13 protein-coding genes are annotated in these 20,924 nt (G+C 40.9%); 2 read left to right on the forward strand and 11 right to left on the reverse strand.

Annotated features, from left to right (window positions below; genetic code table 11):
- Positions 1-2: 2 nt before the first annotated feature.
- The 9 genes from AOG27_RS02550 to AOG27_RS02590 all read right to left on the reverse strand — a co-directional run bounded on the left by AOG27_RS02550 (position 3) and on the right by AOG27_RS02590 (position 14,698).
- On the reverse strand, positions 3-440 hold the full coding sequence (locus AOG27_RS02550; protein WP_054551447.1) for a hypothetical protein: 438 nt from the start codon (positions 438-440) through the stop codon (positions 3-5).
- Between the two features lie 95 nt (positions 441-535).
- A complete protein-coding gene (locus tag AOG27_RS02555; RefSeq protein ID WP_054551448.1) occupies positions 536-1,429 on the reverse strand; it encodes a sialate O-acetylesterase in 894 nt (297 codons plus the stop codon).
- Positions 1,430-1,578: 149 nt separating this feature from the next.
- Complete coding sequence (locus AOG27_RS02560; RefSeq protein WP_082389171.1) at positions 1,579-2,517, reverse strand: alpha/beta hydrolase; 939 nt, start codon at positions 2,515-2,517, stop codon at positions 1,579-1,581.
- A gap of 60 nt (positions 2,518-2,577) precedes the next feature.
- Positions 2,578-4,977 (reverse strand): glucan 1,4-alpha-glucosidase, encoded by a 2,400-nt coding sequence (locus AOG27_RS02565; RefSeq protein WP_054551450.1) that lies wholly within the window; start codon positions 4,975-4,977, stop codon positions 2,578-2,580.
- A gap of 12 nt (positions 4,978-4,989) precedes the next feature.
- Complete coding sequence (locus AOG27_RS02570) at positions 4,990-6,474, reverse strand: MFS transporter (protein WP_054551451.1); 1,485 nt, start codon at positions 6,472-6,474, stop codon at positions 4,990-4,992.
- Positions 6,467-8,341, reverse strand: a complete 1,875-nt coding sequence (locus AOG27_RS02575) for an alpha-amylase family glycosyl hydrolase (RefSeq protein WP_419177724.1) — start codon at positions 8,339-8,341, stop codon at positions 6,467-6,469. Before AOG27_RS02575 ends, AOG27_RS02570 begins: the two co-directional genes overlap by 8 nt.
- 94 nt (positions 8,342-8,435) lie before the next feature.
- Complete coding sequence (locus AOG27_RS02580; protein WP_054551453.1) at positions 8,436-10,286, reverse strand: glycoside hydrolase family 13 protein; 1,851 nt, start codon at positions 10,284-10,286, stop codon at positions 8,436-8,438.
- Positions 10,287-10,288: 2 nt separating this feature from the next.
- Positions 10,289-11,785: a tryptophan halogenase family protein gene (locus AOG27_RS02585; RefSeq protein ID WP_054551454.1), complete on the reverse strand. Its 1,497-nt coding sequence runs from the start codon at positions 11,783-11,785 to the stop codon at positions 10,289-10,291.
- A 105-nt stretch (positions 11,786-11,890) separates the two neighbouring features.
- A complete protein-coding gene (locus AOG27_RS02590) occupies positions 11,891-14,698 on the reverse strand; it encodes a TonB-dependent receptor (protein ID WP_054551455.1) in 2,808 nt (935 codons plus the stop codon).
- 683 nt (positions 14,699-15,381) lie between these two features.
- On the opposite strand from AOG27_RS02590, the gene AOG27_RS02595 reads away from it, so the two are divergent.
- Positions 15,382-17,007, forward strand: a complete 1,626-nt coding sequence (locus tag AOG27_RS02595; protein WP_054551456.1) for an alpha-glucosidase family protein — start codon at positions 15,382-15,384, stop codon at positions 17,005-17,007.
- A gap of 56 nt (positions 17,008-17,063) precedes the next feature.
- Here the strand turns inward: AOG27_RS02595 and AOG27_RS02600 are convergent, their stop codons facing one another.
- Positions 17,064-17,612, reverse strand: a complete 549-nt coding sequence (locus tag AOG27_RS02600) for a TIGR00645 family protein (RefSeq protein ID WP_054551457.1) — start codon at positions 17,610-17,612, stop codon at positions 17,064-17,066.
- Positions 17,613-17,848: 236 nt separating this feature from the next.
- On the opposite strand from AOG27_RS02600, the gene AOG27_RS02605 reads away from it, so the two are divergent.
- The gene (locus AOG27_RS02605; protein WP_054551458.1) at positions 17,849-18,091 is read left to right on the forward strand and encodes a hypothetical protein; all 243 of its coding nucleotides are present in this window, start codon (positions 17,849-17,851) and stop codon (positions 18,089-18,091) included.
- Between the two features lie 133 nt (positions 18,092-18,224).
- Here the strand turns inward: AOG27_RS02605 and topA are convergent, their stop codons facing one another.
- Positions 18,225-20,885 (reverse strand): type I DNA topoisomerase, encoded by a 2,661-nt coding sequence (gene topA, locus AOG27_RS02610; protein WP_054551459.1) that lies wholly within the window; start codon positions 20,883-20,885, stop codon positions 18,225-18,227.
- Positions 20,886-20,924: the final 39 nt, after the last annotated feature.

Consider the following 20,924-nt stretch of genomic DNA (forward strand, 5'->3'; position numbering starts at 1 on the left):
TATTAATGCTGTTCAGTATCAGCGTATTCTGCTAAACGGCTTTCAACTTGTAAGCGCTCTTGCTCAGTGAGTTCGCTATAAAACTTGGGGTATGGCCAGCCATAACCCCAGCGAAAGCTGGTAGGTAAAAAAGGTGTACCACCCACTCTAACACCAGCAAGCATCAATACCGCAATTTCTTGCTCACCCACTTGTGCAACACACTCTTTTAAATCTATATCAGCTTGCTCACGTTGCTTAAAAGTACCGCCTTGCCAATAAGCGAGATCATGGGCAGTGCAGCAAGCTAACCATAAGTTTTTGTGTTCTATCGTTCCATCAGGAAAAGAGCTGCAACCATCTGTAGTGAAGGGTTTAAGTTCAGCTGCCTCAGCTTTAATTAAGCACACAGGTAAAGCAATGAGAATAAGTATAACAAGAATAAAATTTTGCTTATTCATGGTAAATTCCATTTTAAATTTGGCCCTATTATAAACAAAAAACCGCCGAGGTTAATTCGGCGGTTTAATTATTTAATTAGATATTTAAAAGAAACTTACTTAGCTAATGTTTCGGCTGCTTTCTCTGCAAAAAGGTTACCTAGTTTTATATAGTAATTACTTTTATAGTGCCATTTATCTTCAATGAATTCGACCGGCTCATCAAAGGCGACTAAATGAGCGTTAGCATTTGAGTAAACATACTTTTTCTGAGCATCCCATACTCTCTCTATATATGGCATCATGCGTGTTTCAGGTGTTTTACCAGAGTCTTCGATTCTGCCAAGAATGATTGGTAACTCTCTACTGCCAAAAGTCATCTTCATATCATTCATCAGGCTTGTTAAATTAGCTAAATAAACCTTAGATGCTTGCTCATGATAGGCATCTGCCTCACCCTGCATCCAAATTATCCCTGCTGGGACTAAAGTATCGGCTTCACCATCACCATCTATATCCTTGTTAGCTAACGCAGCTCTTACGGTAGTTTGAAAGTTATCCCATTGGTTGATCTTAGTGTTGTCAGCATAGTTCTGCCCCCACGTACCAAAGCCAGATGCCCCAAGTGCAATAGATGAGCCACCCCGCGCATATTTAATAATGGCTATTTTTTTACCCGTTAGCTCAGATAAGCGTTTACCAAAACTCAATTCAGGACCAAACCTGTCAGATAAAATAATTGAATGCTCTGTCGATCTTGCCCCTGTTCCAAAACCAGGCATTAAATTAGTCCAAACACCTTTGCCACCATTTAATGCATCATCAGCAACAGGGTTACCAAAAAAGAATAAGGTATTTTCAACTGGCTTTTTATACTGTGCAGGTAAGTCTTTATTAAAGCCAAAACCTTCCATATTTGATTGCCCCCCCATAAAGTAAAGCAAATAGTCATCCGCTTTACTTTGCGTGCTTATTGCTAACAAACCACATAAGGCTAGTTTTTTTAACATTATTTTTCCTTTTACCAAAAGCCATGCCCAATAAATATTGGGTATGTAATTAAGTTTTTACTTCATAGTTATAGCTTCGTGCTATAAATACCTTTAATACAGGCATTTAGCCTAGCAGAAGCAGTTCGATTCTTTTAATCAATCAATTATTACAGTGCTTGCGCGTTTGCTCTGAACATAAACTCAAGTGGGATTTGCAATCGCTTAGCCCAATCAACTTCTGCATGCGTCGCACCTGGGAAATATTGACTCTGCCATAACGAAGCTGGATAACCGTGTTGCATAAATACATTATCAATTTGTTTTTGAAGATCAGGATACATGGAGTCTAATGTGCCATCTCCATAATCGAAGTAAACTTTTTGTGTTGTTAGTTTGCCAATATTGTCAGAAATATACTGCTTGAAAGCAGTAAATACTTGTTTGTCATAAGTAAAAATCCCTGGCCAATGCGTAGACATACAAATTGCGCCGGCAAACTCATTTGGATATTGAAGTAATGTATACCAAGAAATAAGCCCTCCCATGCTTGATCCTGCGATATACCGATGTTCAAAACCTTTATTTACTGAATAGTTATCCTCAATAAAGGGAATGACTTCTTCAACAACAAAGCGAGCATAGTTGTCTGAATAAACCTTAGAGTAAAACAGCTTTTGCCCTGGATACCTCTCTAACTCAAATAAATCTGCTTGTTTTTGCTTTGCTAAACTTTCAAATACTTTTTGTGGAAAATACTCACTATGACGATTTTCTAGCGCATTTGGAATGCCAACAACAATAAATGGCTTAACTTTACCGCTTTGAATTAACTTCGCGGCAACTTCATCAACTTGCCATTCTTGTTTATTCCATGTTGTTTTGGCATCAAACAACATTCGACCATCATGCATATATAAAACATCATACTTACGTGTGTTGCTATAACCTGGTGGTAACCAGATATTTAAAAAACGGCTCTCAACATACTTTGAACTAAAGTTTTTCTTAACATCAAGATGCCCTTCTGACACCTTAGGGATTATCACATTTGCAAAAGTGACACCTGAAAATAGCATCAAGGTTAAACAAATTAATTTCTTAAACATAATGTCTACTCAAATTTAAACTAAAAAGCCGCAAATGAATTGCGGCTTATTAATAAGGTATTACTTGAGGGCTTTTTCAACCACTGGGTAATGATCCCATACATGTTTATCACTCACTGAACGGAGTAACTTGATATATTCTGCATGAGTCCAAGCAAGCGGTGTCGCTGAGTTTGTCCCCTCACCTAACTGATAGCCTGCTTTATTGTTACCTACGCCATCCCAAACTTGTTCAGGTAACATCATGCCTTCATTGGCAAATGCTTCCATACCTTTTACATAGGTGTCTTTAATCGCTTGTTGCTTCATCGCATCTAGGCTGTTGGTTGCGTTTGCCGCAGCGATTTCATAGTGACCACGCTCACCTGTGAAAAACGGCCATACACGACCACGTTGACCAGGGGTGTTGTTACCACCTTCGGCATAGTTGTTACCTGTCACTTCATCTTCACCGTAACCATCGTTACCATAGCGACGGTAACCAGGGAATGACCCTGAGCCATCAGCAAAATTAAAGGTGTAACGCACTTGCAGATTATCGACTAAGGTTTCGTCATCGTATTCTGGTAATGTTTTTACAATGCTTGGCGCAAGTGCATCACGAACACCATAACGTACAAGCTCTAAGAAACCACCATCAAGGATTTGCTTTTTATCAAAGCCTTCACGACCGTTATTGGCGTTAAGTGTGGTTGTTGAGTTTGGATCTTTGTCTTGACCAATACGAATGAAATATTCACCATCGCTGTTTTCAGACTTAAGGTTACCTTGAGTCGTAAACATGGTGCTTTCAATTTCACTGTTGTAAGTTTTAGCCGTTGCTAGATAACGCTCTGCATTTTTTGTGTCACCTGCTTTTTTAGCGATATCAGCAGCCGTGACTAAGCCTGCAACAACCGCTGCAGTTGTTGATGGAGAGAAACCATTTTGTTCTTCCCAACGCTCTTGTTGCGTAGCAGGCGGTGTGATTTGTGTGTCATTCCAAAGAATTTTCGCAAGGCCACCATCAACCAAGAAATCAGCCGCTGGCTTTAACATTTTGCCATACCAATCTGTGAGCTCTTGATCGCTAAGTACGCCTGCTTGATGTAGTTTCCACGCTAACATAATTGGCATTGCTGTTTGGTCAAGCTGAACACCTACCCACTCAAGCTCACCATCAACGTGCGTCTTTTGTAAAAACCAACCCGTGTCACCACCATTGCCTGGCGTGTTATCTGTTACTTGTACTTTTTCTAGATATTCAAACGCTGTTTTAGCGGTACGTGTATCACCCATGGCCATAAATGCCATTGCGACTTGATAGAAATCACGTACCCAAACTGCTTTATAACCGGTAGAGCCTGTTTTAGCTGATACTGTTTCACCCCAAGGGTTAGACAGTGACGCAATTAAAGCACCAGCATGCGTTTTATCTTCTTGTGCTTTTAACACCATGGCGCTGGTATAAAGTAACTTACCATTATCTGCGGTGCTGTTAGTTAATGTGCTCAAAGGTTCAAGGCTTGCTAAATAGTCTTGCCAACCAATTGCAGCACCTTCACCGTTATATGCTGCAAGCACTTTTTGGTAACCTTGATTTAAACTCGCTTGACCTTCTTTTAAGCTTGCAGCTTCAGAGTTACCAAAGCTTAACGCTAAATCAAAGGTGGTGTTTTTTGATACTTCACCAAGCTCTGCAAGTAAGCTTACATTACCCGACTTATCACCAGTATTTTGGTAAGTCGTTGATAGTGATTGCGATGCTTTTAACTCTTTTAAGCCATCACTTACACCCGTAAAGCCAACGCTTGCTTGCTTAAATGGTTGAGCGGCTTGTAAAGATAAAAAGTTATCATCTTGCCACGCAACTAGACCCTTATCAGTGACTTTTGCAAAATCATCTAAACCGTTGTTATCAATGTAAGGGTTCACATTAACGTAGGCTTTCACACCTTCAAGGTCGGTATTAAATACGCTACGAACAAACAATGTTTGGCCATTTGGATCTGTAAAAATATGCTTTTCTAAAGTGAAACGACCTTGTTTATCTTTACTAACGACTTTATAAGCAAGCGATAATGGGCGACCAGCGTCGTCTTTGTATAAATAATCAATGCTTACATCGAGATCATCGCTCTCTGTAACGGTAAAGTCTTTACCGACTACAACAAACTGCATATCTTTGATTTGTGCTTGGTGAATTAAACCAAACATGGTTTCTGTGATCATGCCTTTAGCGATTGAAAACCAAACTTTTGATACTTTGCCAGTAGCAGCTGCGTCGCTGTAGTGGCCGTCTTGGTATTGCTCGTAAGAGGTACCAATACCCGTTTTACCAGAGTATGCCCAAAAAGGCTCAACACCCGGTGCACCTGGCGCTGTCACCTGCTCAACTGCTGTATTAACTGATTGCTCTGAACTACAAGCTGTTAAACCTAACGCTAACAAGCTTGCTGTAATAAGATTAAATTTTTTCATTGTGTGTCCTTATTATTGTTGCTTAACGCGCAGCACAGCGACCGCTGCTAGTACGAATGACACTGCACCTAGCACTAACGCATAAATCGGTTGATTATCAAAAAAGTGACGTAAAATTAGGCCTAATACGCTTGCCGCTAACAGCTGCGGAATAACAATAAAGAAGTTAAAAATACCCATGTACACACCCATTTTTTTACTTGGTACTGAGGTACTTAACATTGCGTATGGTAAAGAGAGAATTGACGCCCAAGCAAACCCTACTCCAATCATTGGCCAGATCAGTAAACTTGGATCTTTGATAATAATGAAGCTGACCAGACCCAATGCACCTAACACTAGGTTGAGAGCATGGGCCATTTTTAGTCCTACTTTTTTAACAATAATCGGAATACACAGTGCTGCAATGGCAGCAAAACCATTGTAAGCGGCAAATAATACACCAACCCAATCCGCACCGTTATTGTAGGCAAGAGAGCTTGTATCACTGCTGCCGTAGTGGAAGCTAGTTACTGCCGACGTGGTGTAAATCCACATTGCAAACAATGAGAACCAGCTAAAAAATTGTACCCAAGCCAATTGTTTCATCGTTTCTGGCATAGTGAATACATCATTCACAACTTGATAAAAGCCACCACTGGTTGCGCTTTTAGCCTTTAAAGCACCAGCAATAAATTGAATAACACCAAAGCTAATCAAACCACCAGCGAGTAAATAAAGCTCTTTTTCAAGCGATAGACCCGTTACAATACCAAGTACTACTAGACCAAGAACCGTAAAGATTGCAGCGCCTTTGTTAAAGTTTACATCACTTTGAACATCACTCGAGTCATCGCTTTGCTCTTGTTCATGAAAGCTTTCAAGTTCTTCTGGTGAATATTCTTTCGTGGTAAATACAGTCCAAAACACAGCAACTAATAAAACTACTGCACCAAAGTAAAACGAAAATTTTACAGAATCTGGAATTTGCCCAGCAGGTGCCGTATTAGCAATATCGAACCAGTTAGTCATCATCCAAGGTAATGCAGACGCAACAACCGCACCAACACCAATGAAGAAGCTTTGCATCGCATAACCAGTTGCACGTTGTTTTTTCGGTAGGTTATCACTAACAAGAGCGCGGAATGGCTCCATAGTCACGTTAATTGACGCATCCATGATCCATAACATACCCGCCGCAATCCAAAGGCTTGGTGAGTTAGGCATGATGAATAACGATAACGTCGTTAAAATAGCCCCATAGAAAAAGAACGGACGACGACGACCTAACTTATTCCAAGTTTTATCGCTCCAGTAACCGATGATCGGTTGTACAATTAGACCTGTTAATGGTGCTGCAACCCAAAGGATTGGAATATCATCAACATTGGCACCTAAAGTTTGAAAAATACGGCTTACATTACCGTTTTGTAATGCGAAGCCAAATTGGATACCAAGGAATCCAAAACACATATTCCATATTTGCCAAAAGCTCAGCGTTGGTTTGTTATTATTCATAGTCAGCCTTTAAGGTAAATACTGCACTGCTTAAGCCATTCAGCTGTAATTGAATTGGCGCATTCGTAGCTGCCTCAGAAATCGCAATGTCGGCATGTTTTTCTAGGTTATCTGTAAACGTTAAACCACTGTGGTTAAGCTTAGGTAACAACGTTTGGTTAAGAGTAAGCTCAACATTTTGTGGGTTTTCTGAAAAGTTACTTACGACAAGCACTAGTTGTTGACCTAGCTTGCGCGTAAAAGCAATGACTTGTTCTGAGCCTGTCAATTCAACCGCTTGCATGTCACCACCAACAATGGCAGGAAGTGTGTTTAACGACATCAACTTGGTGTAGTAAGCGCGAAGATCAGCTTGCTGCTTTGAAAGCGCACCGCCGTCGAATTTACCATTATTCATCCACGCTTGATGCGCAGGTACACCCATATAATCAAAGATACTGGTACGCGTTGGGTCACCAAAGCCACCGTCCTCAGAGCCATCTTCACCGACAGCTTGACCAAAATAAAGTAAGGTTGGCGAACGCGACATCAATGTAGATACCACCATCGCTGGCTTACCTTTTTCACTACTACCAGCGAAATCTGGGCTAGCTATGCGTTGCTCATCATGGTTTTCTAAGAAGTGCAGCATATGCTCTTCAATATCCGCCACTTGGCTTTGGATATCGAAAATAGTATCCGCTGATTGCTTGCCTTGCATCACAGCTTTAACCGTGTCGTAAAAACCGACTTTGTCGTAAAGGTAATCCATCTTCCCTTGTTGGATATATGGGCGGTAAAGCGTTGGGTTATATACCTCAGCCAAAATAAAGGCATCGCTTTTTTGCATCTTGATTGATGAATTCAAAAAGCTCCAAAACTCAACAGGCACCATCTCGGCCATATCATAACGGAAACCATCAACACCTTTATCTAACCAATAAAGCGCGATATCGCGGAATTTATACCAGCTATTTGGTAGGTCTTTATCTTGCCAAAATGCGTAGTGCGCACGGTAATCTTTATCAGCGTAATCAGCGGGTAGTGTTGGGAAGTCGTACCTACCATCTGGTTTCACACCGTAATTGATTTTAACTGTTTCGTACCAATCATTGATGTCGGGTTTAGCGGCACGTGCCCCATTACCCGTCCATTTTGCTGGGGTTTCGGCAAATTGATTATCAGCAAGAGGATGCGGGTTACCACCTAACACTTGGTAGCTATCGCTTGTTGGCACTTGAAATGACTGCCCTGTTACATAATAAAAGTTATTATCGCGAGCATAGGTTTTCGTCGTGTCATCTTCAGCACCAAAATCCTTTACGCCTTCAGGCTTGGCGACTGACTCGTAATTACGCGCTACGTGGTTTGGCACAATATCAATAACCACTTTCATACCGTGCTTATGAGTGCGATTGATTAGCTCGACAAACTCTTCTAAGCGGCGCTCAGGGTTAATTGCTAAATCAGGATTAACATCGTAATAGTCTTTCACTGCATAAGGCGAGCCTGCACGGCCTTTTACAACATCAGGGTCATCTTGAGACAAACCGTATTCGGTATAGTCAGTTACTAAAGCATGACGCGGTACACCAGTGTACCAAACATGTGTTGTTCCTAGCTCTTTAATGCCTTGTAATGCTGCATCATTAAAATCAGCGAATTTACCTACCCCATTTTCTTCTAATGTGCCCCACGGTTTATTGGTGGTGTTAGTGTTACCAAATAATCGAGTGAATACTTGGTAAACCACAGGCTTAGAGATAGCTGCTTGGCTAGATTCTGATTGCTGCTGTTGCGTGTTCTGCTGTACTGGCGCATCGTTACCACAGGCAGTTAAACCTAAAACCGAAGCCACTACTAACGCAGTTAGTTTGTATGTTGTCATCATTACTTCATTTTTCTGTAAATATCAGTTCATACTAATGTTAAGGGCTGCATACGGACAGTAAATGCATACGTATTCAGCTTATTAGTTGCAATTATTCAAGTTCGATTAAGCGTGCTTGCATAGCTTTTAAGCGGATTGGCGCAGCAAGATCAACACGCTCTTCGCTGATTAAATCGCGTCCTTTATTATTGCCTTTCAGCACTTCTTGCATGTAGCTTAAATCCCAATCAATAGCTTGTTGGTTTTTGTTAAGAACAACCAATACAGTTTGGCCATTGTGCTCTCTCACATAGCTGTAAACGCCTTGCTTGGGTGAAAAATGCATTAAACGACCTTCGCTTAACGCTGGTTTTTCTTGACGAAGCTTAAGCAGTTTTTTCATGCTAGCTAACATCTCTTGCTGATCAGCTGAAAGCCCCTTACCTGTGAAGGCATTCGCTTTTTGACCTTTAAACCCACCCGGGAAATCAATGCGAATATCACCGTGGTCATTGCTTGGCGTGTTATCGAGCAGCAGCTCAGTGCCGTAATAAATTTGTGGAATACCACGAGTTGTTAATAACAGCGTCATGGCTAATTTAGTTTTTGCTAGGTCTTGACCAAGCTCAGTGTAAACACGGCTCATGTCATGGTTATCTGCAAACACTAAAATGTTATCTGTATCAGCATATAAAAAGTCATTCGCCAGCGATTGATACACTTTAACCCAACCTGTATTCCAGCTTTCTTCTTCGTTAAGTGCTTGGATCAACGCCTCTTGTAATGAAAAGTCCATTACACTTGGTAACTCAGAGGTATAACCATCTTGATTGACTTTGCCACGCTGCCAATAAGATGCAATTGCTGGGTTGGTTGTCCACTCTTCACCAACAATATTAAAGTTTGGGTATTCGGTCATTATCGCTTTAGTCCAATCGGCTAAAAATGCTTTATCTGAGTATGAATAGGTATCAACACGAATGCCGCTTAAGTTGGCGTATTCAATCCACCAAATGGCATTTTGAATTAAATACGTTGATAGTAACGGCTGGCGCTGATTTAAATCAGGCATCGTCTCAACAAACCAACCATCATTAAATTGACGTTTGTCGTATTGGCTCGCATGAGGGTCTTGAATTGTTTGTCTGGCGTGACTAGTGGCATTTTTACCGTTTTCAAACTTGCCATCAAAGTTAACCCAATCTGCCGTTGGCATGTCACTCATCCACTGATGCGATGAACCAAAGTGGTTAAGTACCATGTCCATCACTAAGCCGATACCATGCTCTTTCGCTTCTGCCGATAAGGTTTTATAAAGCGCATTACTGCCCATACGCGGATCAACTTTGTAAAAATCAGTAATAGCATAACCATGATAAGAATAACTTGGCATGTCATTTTCAAGCACCGGTGTTAACCAAAGTTGCGTTACACCGAGGTCCTCAAGGTAATCTAGGCTATTGATAACACCTTGAATATCACCGCCATGTCGGCCACCTTTAAAGCTTGGGTTTGCAGCCTCCTGCATACCTGCAACACTATCGTTACTTGGGTCACCATTTACAAAGCGATCAGGGTTTATTAAATAAAGCGTGTCTCTATTTGTAAAGCCATGACGATTGGCACTTTGCTTATCACGGTCATTTAACGGGTAAGTAAAGGTGGTGCCGTCTTCAGCTTTAAAAGTCAGTGTTCCCGCCTTTGCATTCTCGCTGATGGTTAAATCTAAAAACGCGTAGTTAGGGTTATTTGTTGTTGTCACCCCTTTAAACTCAACGCCTTTGTAAGGCACCATTTGCCACGCTTTGTTAGCAATATTGTTATCGTAAAGCATGACTTGTAATGAGTCGTTTTGCATCCCTACCCACCAGTTTTCTGGTGACGCAGTAATTGCAAAACTTGCTGTTGAGTTAAAAAGTGTAAATGCGGTTGTTAACGCTAAAAATGTTTGTGTTTTTTTCATAATTAATTTTGTACTTTTTCTAAGAATTGATTGTGGGTCGGCAACTGCTCGACAGTGCTATTAATCAAGGTTTTTAAATTGCTAAATAACTCATTTAATTGCTCATCAGATAACGCATCTGTTAAAGGATGGTGATCCTCTGCAATAAGCCCTTGCCCTATCATTACTTGCTGCCATGCGATTTCGGCAAAGAGCTCATCGTCTTCTCTAATTAGCTTGCCGCTGGTTTTAAATAGCTCAATTTTCTTTCTGAGACTGCATGGAATATCCATGCCTTTACAAAAACGCCAAAACGCACTGTCATCACGCTCAGTAAGCTTGTAATGAAGAATAATAAAATCACGAATTCGCTCAAATTCTGTTTTACTTTGTTGATTAAATTCATCTACAAGGCTTTGTTTAATACCTTGATGAGGAAAAAACTTAATTAAACGAATGGCTGCACTTTGAATTAAATGAATACTGGTCGATTCTAATGGCTCTAAAAAGCCGCTTGATAAGCCGACCGATACCACATTTTTATGCCACTGCTTTAAACGGCGGCCTGTTTTAAACTTAATAACACGCGGCTCTGTCAGTGGTTTGGCAGGTAAATAATCCAAGAGCTGTTGCTTTGCCGCTTCGTCTGATAAGAAACGCGAAGAGTACACAAGCCCGTTGCCTACTCGATGCTGTAATGGTATTTGCCACTGCCAGCCTGAGTCTCTTGCAATTGAACGTGTATAAGGAATTGCATCCGAAGCTGATTCACTTTGCACCGCAATCGCGCTATCACACGGTAACCAATGCGACCAATCTTCAAAGCCGGTATTAAGTGTTTGCTCTATTAATAAAGCACGCAAACCGGTGCAATCAATAAATAAGTCGCCGTCTAATTGCTCGCCATTTTTAAGTAACAAAGAACGAACATGCCCGCTTTGATGGCATTGATTAACCGATTCAATTTTGCCTTCAATGCGTTTAACGCCCCGTGATTGCGCCAACTCTTTTAAGAATTCGCCGTATCGAGTGGCATCAAAATGATAGGCATAATGTAAGCCCGCCAACTGAGTGTTAGGAATGTGCTTAAGGTGAGCAAATTTATGCGCTTTTGCTGCTTGGTAGTTAAGTGAAAAATCCCAAAAGTCAGGCGCGTTTTGTGTTTGATTTGCTTTTAGCCAAAAATGATAAAACTCACAAAACGGAAAATCTTTACCTATTTCACCAAAGGCATGCATGTAGCTGTGATCTTGGCTGCGCCAATTTTCAAACTCAATACCGAGCTTAATCGTTGCGCCAGTGGCTTTAATAAATTCTTTTTCAGAAATGCCAAGGGCACCATTTAGATGCAAAATAGGTGGAATACTCGCTTCGCCTACACCCACAGTGCCAATCTCTGCTGACTCTATCAAGGTGATATCAAGCACTTTGCCTAACACTTTATTAAGTAATGCAGCGGTTATCCACCCTGCTGTGCCACCACCGGCAATCACGACCTTGGTTATTTTTTTTGTTTCCATAGTACACCTAACGCCAATTTCTATTCATTGAGTGTAGCTCACTGATATAAAAAAGCCCTTGTAAAACAAATCACAAGGGCAATTTTCTATCGCTGTTTTAGCTAATTACAGCTTGTAGCTGAAGCCTAACAGGAATGTACGACCGTAGTCTTGGTAGTCACGTACTTGAAGTGAGTTATCACCTTGTAGTGATGTGAACGGCTCTTCTGTGATGTTCTGTACTTGGAAAGTAACAGATAAACCGTCAAGGCTCTCTACACCGCCTTCACTAAAGTCGTAACCAACTTGAGCATCCCAAATTGTTTCGCCTTCAATGTCAACTTGTGTAGTTGCAAAACCTAAACCGTATACGTCACCTTTAAAGTCGCTACGCTTACGCATGCTAGTACGCGCTTGGAAACCGTTACGCTCAAAGTAAACTGTTAAGCTATCAATTTGTTCTGATAAACCTGGTAGCTCATAATCGTTACCATTTTGGTCAGTTAAGTCTTGCTCAACACCTGTATGGCTTGCGATTAAACCAAAACCATCAAGTGATTCGCTGAACATAGTAAATGGTAGAGTTAATGAAAGCTCATAACCCCATAGGTCACCAGAGCCACCATTTACTTTACCTGAACCTGTACCCGTTGAATACTCTGGGATTTCACCAGTAGACGGGTCAGCTACACCGCTCATGTCGATTTCATAAGCACCGTCAAAAATCCACTGAGTGATATCTTTATAGAATACAGCTGCAGCGAAATAACCTTCTTCATGGAAATAGTTTTCGTAGCTTAAATCAAAACCAGTAGCTTCTTTAGGCTCAAGCTCTGGGTTACCACCTGATACACTCCAGTAGTTACCGTTGTTATCTGGCTGTTGATTATAAGAAGCCGTAACTGATGAGTTCATTTCGTCTAAACGAGCACGAGAAATCGTTTTTGCCGCACCAAAACGTACAGTTTGCTCTTCATCAATTGCAAACGATAAGTTGATGCTTGGTAAGAAATGGCTGTAGTCATGGCTAACATCTGTTGGTGAAACAACAACTAAATCATCCACAGTGTTAGCAGCAAAGCCTTGTGAAGACTGTTCAGTTTTCACATAACGCACACCAACGTTACCTGTTACAGGGATAGAGCCTAGCTCTGCATTAATGTCAGCTTGAGCGAAGAAGGCAATTACTTCTTCCTGAACTGTCCAAGACTGTGTCTTGTGTTTTGAATCAGTTAAGCTTTCTTGAAGCAGGCTATAGTAACCATCATTCACTAGGCCGTTGGTATCATAAGCAACCATATTGCCCATACCAATAAAATCAAGGCTAGCTGACCCTAAACGGTATTGCTCTGGGATAGATAACATACCAGGGTTTGATAAAGAGAAGTCTTTTAGTGTCATGAAGTAACCTTCAGACAACTTGCTCTTTTCACGGTCACGGTATGACATACCAAATGACACACGGCTAATGTAAGCGTTATCAACTACTTTGCTAGCCGCAAGTTTCAATGTGCTTAATTCATCATTGATTTCTGGCGCATTGATGAAACCATCTTGCGCAGTATTTTGATAAGCAGTATCGGTTAGGCCGTACTTATCGTTAAGTGCGGCACTTGCACCCCAAGACAATGGGCCACCAAGTTGAATTAAATCATAATCGCTGTAATCAAGGTTGTGGGTGAATTGTGCGCCTGTGTTACCACCGTCAAATTCATAACCGATTGTGTCAGCAACACCATTTGCATCACCACGACCTGTACCTGAGTAGCTTTCGATACTCCAGATTTGACGCTCAACTTCAGAGCGGCTTACGTCAAATTCTACTGACCAATCATCACTGATATCGTATTTTGCATTAAAACCAAACTGAGTTAGCTCAGCGTTACGCTCTTCGTAGTCATTACGAACAACAACGCGTTGGTCTTCTGTTATTGCACTAGTAATAAAGCCAGTACTTTCATCTATTACTAAGTTAGTCGCTGGAACTTCTGCAGCTGACATTGAGCCTTGACCCCAGCCAAATGGCACTTCGATACCACGTAAGATTTTCTCATCAGAGAAATCTACATATAAAGCATCAAAAGTCATGTTTAGGCGATCAGTCGGCGCAGCTTCAATAACAAGCATGGCTGTATCACGTTCAAGAGTCGATGAACGTACAAATGGCTTTGCACCACCTAACATTGAATAAGTGTCCGTGTAACCCTCAACCGCTTTATCAGGGTAACCCCAAGAGTTCCAACGTTTTTCCTGATTCGGAGAGCTCATCGTGTTATAAGCAAATGCAACACCGATTGTATCATCTGCAAATTGGTCAATGTAAGAAACCGTACCACGGAAACCTTGGTCGTCACCGTCTGGGTTTAATTTATCAAAACCCGTTTGTTCGTACTGGCCATTGAACATGATAACTTGCTCACCTTTGCTTAAAGGTTTAACAGTTTGCATGTCGATAACACCAGCGATACCTTCTGCTTCAATACCTGCGCTTGGGGTTTTGTATACCGTTACGCCACTCATAATTTCTGATGGGTAAAGGTCAAATTCAACGCCACGGTTGTCGCCGATTGAAACTTGCTCACGACCGTTGAATGTTGTTGCACTTTCGTTTTCACTGAAACCACGAACACTTACACGACTAGCTCGACCGTCTAGACGTTGTGCAGTTAAACCAGGAAGGCGTGCAATTGATTCTGCAATTGATGAATCAGGTAATTTACCGATATCTTCAGCTGAGATTGATTCAACAACTTCAGGAGTGAAGCGTTTAGTATTAATAGATTCTACAACACTGCCACGAAAACCTTTTACTTCGATAACTTCAACGTTGTCGTTTTTTGTTTTTTGGTCTTCTTCTGCAGCATACACTACAAAGCTATTTAAACCTGCGGCTGTTAAAGCCAGAGTTAATATACTTGGTTTGAACATAGACATGATGTTTTCCCATTACCCAAATTGTAATGTCAACGTGTTGCAGTTATTCATGAACATAATAGCTGTTATTCGCTGACTGATTTTGTTGTCGAATTGAATATTAACGCCCTGGTTATTTTCTTAACAAATTTATGCATACGTATTCAGCGTAGCTCATCATTACAAATATTAACACCATTTTTACAAGTACACCCCATAACCGATTGAATATAAATGATTTATCAATTTTATTGTGTAAATTAATAGTAATGAAACATTTTCGCTATATTTTCGCCCCCAATTTGGTTACAGAAATAGGTACTAGGCCATTTATCCCGCTTAAATGGTGACTTAACGCAATAATAATAGGAACGCACATAAATCAATGATAATTGGTCTTACCAATAATCACATTGCACCATTCTGGTGTAAGCCAGCTATATTATGCACCACGCTGGCGTTTTGAGTTGGAATAAGACAATTACTTTACTAATTGGTAAATTTTACGGCGCTAAATTTATGCTGCTCAATTTTAAATCAAGTTAATAAGTTTTACTGAGGACAGAGGTGAATTTGGCGTGCATACGTATGCAGAGTTTTTACAGTATCACACCCTTCACGTATGCTTTTGACATTCCGGCAACATATACGACTAATGGTTGCCTTATAGTTTACACACTCTGAGTGTCACGATGGAGAAAAACATGGCTCAAAAGCAGTGGTATAAAGGTGCGGTTATTTATCAAGTGTATCCGCGCAGTTTCCAAGACACCAATGGCGATGGCATTGGTGATATCAAAGGTATCATTGATCGCATTGATTATATTAAAAGCCTAGGTGTTGATGCTATTTGGGTTTCACCTTTCTTTAAATCACCAATGAAAGACTTTGGTTATGACATCAGTGACTATCGTGATATCGACCCATTGTTTGGTAACCTTGATGATTTTGATGAACTCATTGCACAAGCTCACCAACGTGATATTAAGATCATTATTGATCAGGTATTGAGCCATACCTCAGATCAACATCAATGGTTCCTTGATAGCCGTGAAGATAAGATCAACGATAAAGCAGATTGGTACGTGTGGGCAGATGCCAAACCTGACGGTACACAACCAAATAACTGGTTATCTATTTTTGGTGGTCCTGCATGGCAGTGGGAACCGCGTCGTGGTCAATATTATTTACATAACTTTTTGACTGAACAACCTGATTTAAACTTCCATAACCCTGAAGTACGCAAAGCAGTATTAGACAATGTTGAGTTTTGGCTGAAGAAAGGCGTTGATGGTTTCCGCTTAGATGCAATTAACTTTTGCTATCACGATGCTCAATTACGTGACAACCCGGCTAAGCCACCAGAAAAACGTCAAGGTCGTGGTTTTAGCGAAGACAACCCGTACGCTTTCCAATATCACTACTACAATAATACACAACCTGAAAACCTGACTTTTATGCAGGACATTCGTGCCCTACTAAACAAGTACCCTGGTACCGTTGCATTAGGCGAAATCTCATCTGAAGATTCACTCGCAACCATGGCTGAATACACATCAGGTGGTGACAAACTTCATATGGGTTATAGCTTTGAGCTACTGACTAACGACTATAGCGCTGAATATATTCGTACAACAGTTAGTACTCTTGAGCAGCGTATGACCGAAGGCTGGCCATGTTGGGCATTTAGTAACCATGATGTAGAACGCGTTGCTAGCCGCTGGAGTAAAGATAACATTATCAATCCGCAGCAATGTAAAATGCTTACTGCCCTGTTAGCGTCTTTACGTGGCAGCGTGTGTATGTACCAAGGTGAAGAGCTTGGTTTAGGTGAAGCTGAAGTCGCATTTGAAGACTTACAAGACCCATACGGCATTACATTCTGGCCAAACTTTAAAGGCCGTGATGGTTGTCGTACACCAATGCCATGGGATGCAGCAGATGCTGAGCAAGCTGGTTTCTCTACAGTAAAACCTTGGTTACCTGTAGGCAATGCACACAAATCAGTTGCGGTAAACACGCAAGATCAAGATAAAGATTCAATTTTGAATGCGTATCGTGAATTTATGGCATGGCGTAGAGATAAGAACGTACTGCTTGAAGGCGACATTGAATTTATCGAAACACAAGAGCCTGTGCTTGCTTTTTATAGAACGCTTAACGACACTAAAATGCTTTGTGCATTCAACTTAGGTGCAAAAAGTAGCGAACTGACACTCTCTGATTCTGTGTCTTCACAGCATACAGAGATCTCTCATCACACAGCTGAATTAAACAATAATACAGTCACTCTGCCCGGGTTTGGTTGCTTTTACGCAACCCTGAATTAATAATCAGTTGTTAAACACCAAGCCCTGCAATTGCAGGGCTTTTTTATTTCGTGGTATTAGTGGTTCATGGTTTTACTATTAATGTAATCTGTAAGAGCAAACAACACCCCCGACACCACAAACGTGACATGAATTAACACCTTCCAGAGTAACTCATCTGTTGAATGGTTGTTTGAGCTAATAAATACCTTTAAAAGCTCCACAGCCGAGATTGCAACAATTGCACTAATCAACTTCATCTTAAGGCCAGAGAAACCAACCTTGCCCATCCAAACTGGTCTATCTTCATGGTTTTCTATATTTAATTTTGAAACAAAGTTTTCATAACCACTAAAAATAATAATAAGCAAAAGCCCAGCTAGTAGCGCAGTGTCAACTAAAGTCAAAATACCTACCAAAAGCTCTTGGTTTGACGCAGTGAACGTATTTAAAGCCATGCTGTATAAATATTTAAAGAACTTTAGCAGCAGTAATACCACAGCGACTAATAAGCCAATAAAGAATGGCGCTAGTAACCAACGCGAGCGAAAAATAAAACTCTCTACAACTTGTTCTAGTTTGGTTGGTACTTTCTTTGTTTTTGAATGAGTCCCTTGTTCAGACATAAGTTAGTTCACTTTTCTTTTAAAATTAGCGCGATAATACGTGTTTTGACCTTACGATTACCAGCATTAGAGGCAAAATAGTGGTTATTTTTTGCTTATCTTTACGATAAAAAAATTTCGTTATCTTTTTTTGAAATTTAGTTTATAAATTCACTCAAGCAAAGTGACATACACATTGCGCACCATTACTGTGCATTTAGCCAGTGATAATTAATTTTTTGATTAGGAATAATTAAATGAAAAAAGCATTGCTAGCACTAATTTTGGCACCTGTTTTAAGCGTGTCAGCAACGAATGCAATCGCTAACGAAGCACCTGAAGCATCAGCTGAAATGATCAAAGAATACACTGAAATGTGTTTAAACTGGGCAAAAGATGATGACATCAGCAACGAAGAATTAAAGCCATACGTATTAAAATGTGTAAACGATGAGCTTGAAGCTGAAGGCTATAAAAAAGTAAAAGACGTACAAATCTAATTTTACGTTTACTTAGAATATGAAAAAACCGGAATGACACAATGATGTGCGTTCCGGTTTTTTATTTGCATCTCAAATTAACAATAAGTTTGCGCGACATTACGCCGCGACTTCGATTATATAATCTGGCGATTTATTTTTTGGCTGCTGTTTTTTTCTTAGCAGGCGCTTTCTTTTTACTTTCTTCTACCCATTTACCATTTTGGTAGTGGGCGGTCCAACCTGTGGCTTTGCCATCTACTTCACTCATTACATACTGCTCTTTATTTTTGCGGCTGTAGCGAACGACTGAAGGATTTCCATCAGGATCTTGTGTAGGTGCGTCAGCAAGGTAATAAAACTTTTCAGAAATACGATCTCTAAAACGCTTTAATTCTTCCACTTTAGGCGCACGCGTTTCACGTGATTTAGGGAAAGTATTAGCCGCTAAGAAAATACCTGACGCACCATCACGCAGTACAAAATAAGCTTCTGACTTTTCACATTCAAGTTCAGGTAAGTGAACTGGATCTTCTTTTGGTGGCGCAGCTTCACCATTTTTGAGTAACTTACGTGTATTTTTACACTCTTCATTACTACAACCGAAGTACTTACCAAAACGACCAGATTTTAACTGCATGTCTGAGCCACATTTATCACATTCGATAATAGGGCCGTCGTAGCCTTTAATTTTAAAGGTGCCTTGCTCAACGATATAACCCTTACATGCCGGGTTGTTACCACACACATGTAACTTACGTGTTTCGTCAATTAAGTATGAATCCATTGCCGTTTCACAAATTGGGCAACGCTTCATTTGCATTAGAGATTCAGTTTCTACGTCTTCGACATCCGCAGCAATAGCTTCATCGCCTGATACCAAATTCATGGTTGTAGTACAGCGCTCTTTAGGTGGCAAGTTGTAACCAGTACAACCTAAAAATACACCCGTTGATGCGGTACGAATCCCCATCTTACGACCACACGTAGGGCAATCAATATCAGTTTCGACCATTTGGTTTTGACGCATGCCACCCTGCTCTTCGTCACCTGAGGCAATTTCAAGCTGTGTTGAAAAGTCTGCGTAAAATCTATCAAGTACTTGTGTCCAAACACGCTCACCCTCTGCGATGTCATCGAGACGGCCTTCCATCTTAGCGGTAAAGTCAAAGTTCATCAGATCTTCGAAGTTCTCAACTAAGCGGTCTGTAACTATCTCGCCCATTTTTTCAGCGAAGAAGCGGCGATTTTCAACACGCACATAACCACGATCTTGAATCGTAGAGATGATAGATGCATACGTAGATGGGCGACCAATGCCACGCTTTTCTAATTCTTTAACTAGGCTCGCTTCGCTAAAGCGTGCAGGTGGCTTTGTAAAATGTTGTTTAGGATCTAGCTCAACAAGCGTTAAAACATCACCTTCTTTAACTGCTGGCAGTGATTGATCTTCTTCATTCTTTTTACGAACAGCCGGTTGGACTTTTGTCCAACCATCAAAGCGAAGAACGCGACCTTTAGCTTTTAACTGATATTCGCCAGCACCCACTGTTAAAGTGGTTAGATCGTATTCAGCAGGAACCATCTGGCAGGCAACAAATTGGCGCCAAATTAATTCGTAAAGTTTTTTAGCATCTGCTTCAACACCGTCTAAATGACCAGATAGTACGGTAACACTAGAAGGACGGATCGCTTCGTGTGCCTCTTGTGCATTGCCTTTAGAGCTATAACTAATCGGTGCTTTCGGTAAATATTTTTCACCAAATTGCTCTGTCACGTAATCACGACACATTTCAACTGCATCTTTCGATAAATTAGTTGAGTCGGTACGCATATAGGTAATGTGACCCGCTTCATATAAGCGTTGAGCAAGCATCATGGTTTTCTTAACACCATAACCTAAGCGCGTACTGGCAGCCTGTTGCATGGTTGAAGTAATAAAAGGTGCGCTCGGTTTACTCTTGCTAGGCTTTTCTTCAACGCTAATGACTTTGTAGTCAGCTTTTTCGAGTTCACTAACAGCAGACATCGCCTGCTCTTCATTAACTGGTTTAAAAGGCTTGCCAGCGTGTTTAGTAACTTCTAAGCGTAAAGCTGCCTCTGTATTTTTAACGTCAGCGTGGATATCCCAAAACTCTTCGGGGATAAATGCTTTGATTTCGCGTTCACGTTCAACAAGTAAACGTACTGCAACAGATTGCACACGACCGGCTGATAAGCCACGTGCTACTTTAGCCCACAGTAATGGCGACACCATAAAACCCACGACTCGGTCAAGAAAACGACGCGCTTGTTGCGCATAAACCATGTCAGTGTTTAGTTCACCGGGTGTTTCAAATGCCTGCTGAATCGCATTTTTAGTAATTTCATTAAAAACAACTCGCTTATATTTTTCAGGCTCGCCACCAATAATTTGTTCGAGGTGCCATGCAATCGCTTCCCCTTCTCTATCCAAATCGGTTGCGAGATAGATTTTATCGGCGTTTTCAGCAAGTTTCTTTAATTCTTGAACAACTTTCTCTTTGCCCGGTAAGACTTCGTAATGTGGCTCCCAGCCTTTTTCAGGGTCAATACCCATACGAGCAACTAAATTTTTATAGTCGCGTTGCTTTTTATAGGCAGCTTTTTCTTCTGGCGACATTTTTCGAACTTCAGCAGGGGTTTTCGTCGCTGCAGTTTTTGTTTTGCCTGAACCTGAAGTTGGTAGATCACGCACATGCCCAACACTGGACTTTACGATGAAATCGTTACCTAAGTATTTATTAATTGTTTTTGCCTTTGCAGGAGACTCTACAATTACAAGTGATTTGCCCATAGTTGCCTATTTCTGACCGAGTATTTTAAAAGTTTTTTG

Source organism: Pseudoalteromonas lipolytica (assembly GCF_001306915.1).
GTDB lineage: Bacteria > Pseudomonadota > Gammaproteobacteria > Enterobacterales > Alteromonadaceae > Pseudoalteromonas > Pseudoalteromonas simplex.

Coding starts and splice junctions, on each gene's coding strand:
- AOG27_RS02550 (WP_054551447.1), bottom strand. CDS start 440: ATGAATAAGCAAAATTTTATTCTTGTTATACTTATTCTCATTGCTTTA.
- AOG27_RS02555 (WP_054551448.1), bottom strand. CDS start 1,429: ATGTTAAAAAAACTAGCCTTATGTGGTTTGTTAGCAATAAGCACGCAA.
- AOG27_RS02560 (WP_082389171.1), bottom strand. CDS start 2,517: ATGTTTAAGAAATTAATTTGTTTAACCTTGATGCTATTTTCAGGTGTC.
- AOG27_RS02565 (WP_054551450.1), bottom strand. CDS start 4,977: ATGAAAAAATTTAATCTTATTACAGCAAGCTTGTTAGCGTTAGGTTTA.
- AOG27_RS02570 (WP_054551451.1), bottom strand. CDS start 6,474: ATGAATAATAACAAACCAACGCTGAGCTTTTGGCAAATATGGAATATG.
- AOG27_RS02575 (WP_419177724.1), bottom strand. CDS start 8,341: ATGACAACATACAAACTAACTGCGTTAGTAGTGGCTTCGGTTTTAGGT.
- AOG27_RS02580 (WP_054551453.1), bottom strand. CDS start 10,286: ATGAAAAAAACACAAACATTTTTAGCGTTAACAACCGCATTTACACTT.
- AOG27_RS02585 (WP_054551454.1), bottom strand. CDS start 11,785: ATGGAAACAAAAAAAATAACCAAGGTCGTGATTGCCGGTGGTGGCACA.
- AOG27_RS02590 (WP_054551455.1), bottom strand. CDS start 14,698: ATGTCTATGTTCAAACCAAGTATATTAACTCTGGCTTTAACAGCCGCA.
- AOG27_RS02595 (WP_054551456.1), top strand. CDS start 15,382: ATGGCTCAAAAGCAGTGGTATAAAGGTGCGGTTATTTATCAAGTGTAT.
- AOG27_RS02600 (WP_054551457.1), bottom strand. CDS start 17,612: ATGTCTGAACAAGGGACTCATTCAAAAACAAAGAAAGTACCAACCAAA.
- AOG27_RS02605 (WP_054551458.1), top strand. CDS start 17,849: ATGAAAAAAGCATTGCTAGCACTAATTTTGGCACCTGTTTTAAGCGTG.
- topA (WP_054551459.1), bottom strand. CDS start 20,885: ATGGGCAAATCACTTGTAATTGTAGAGTCTCCTGCAAAGGCAAAAACA.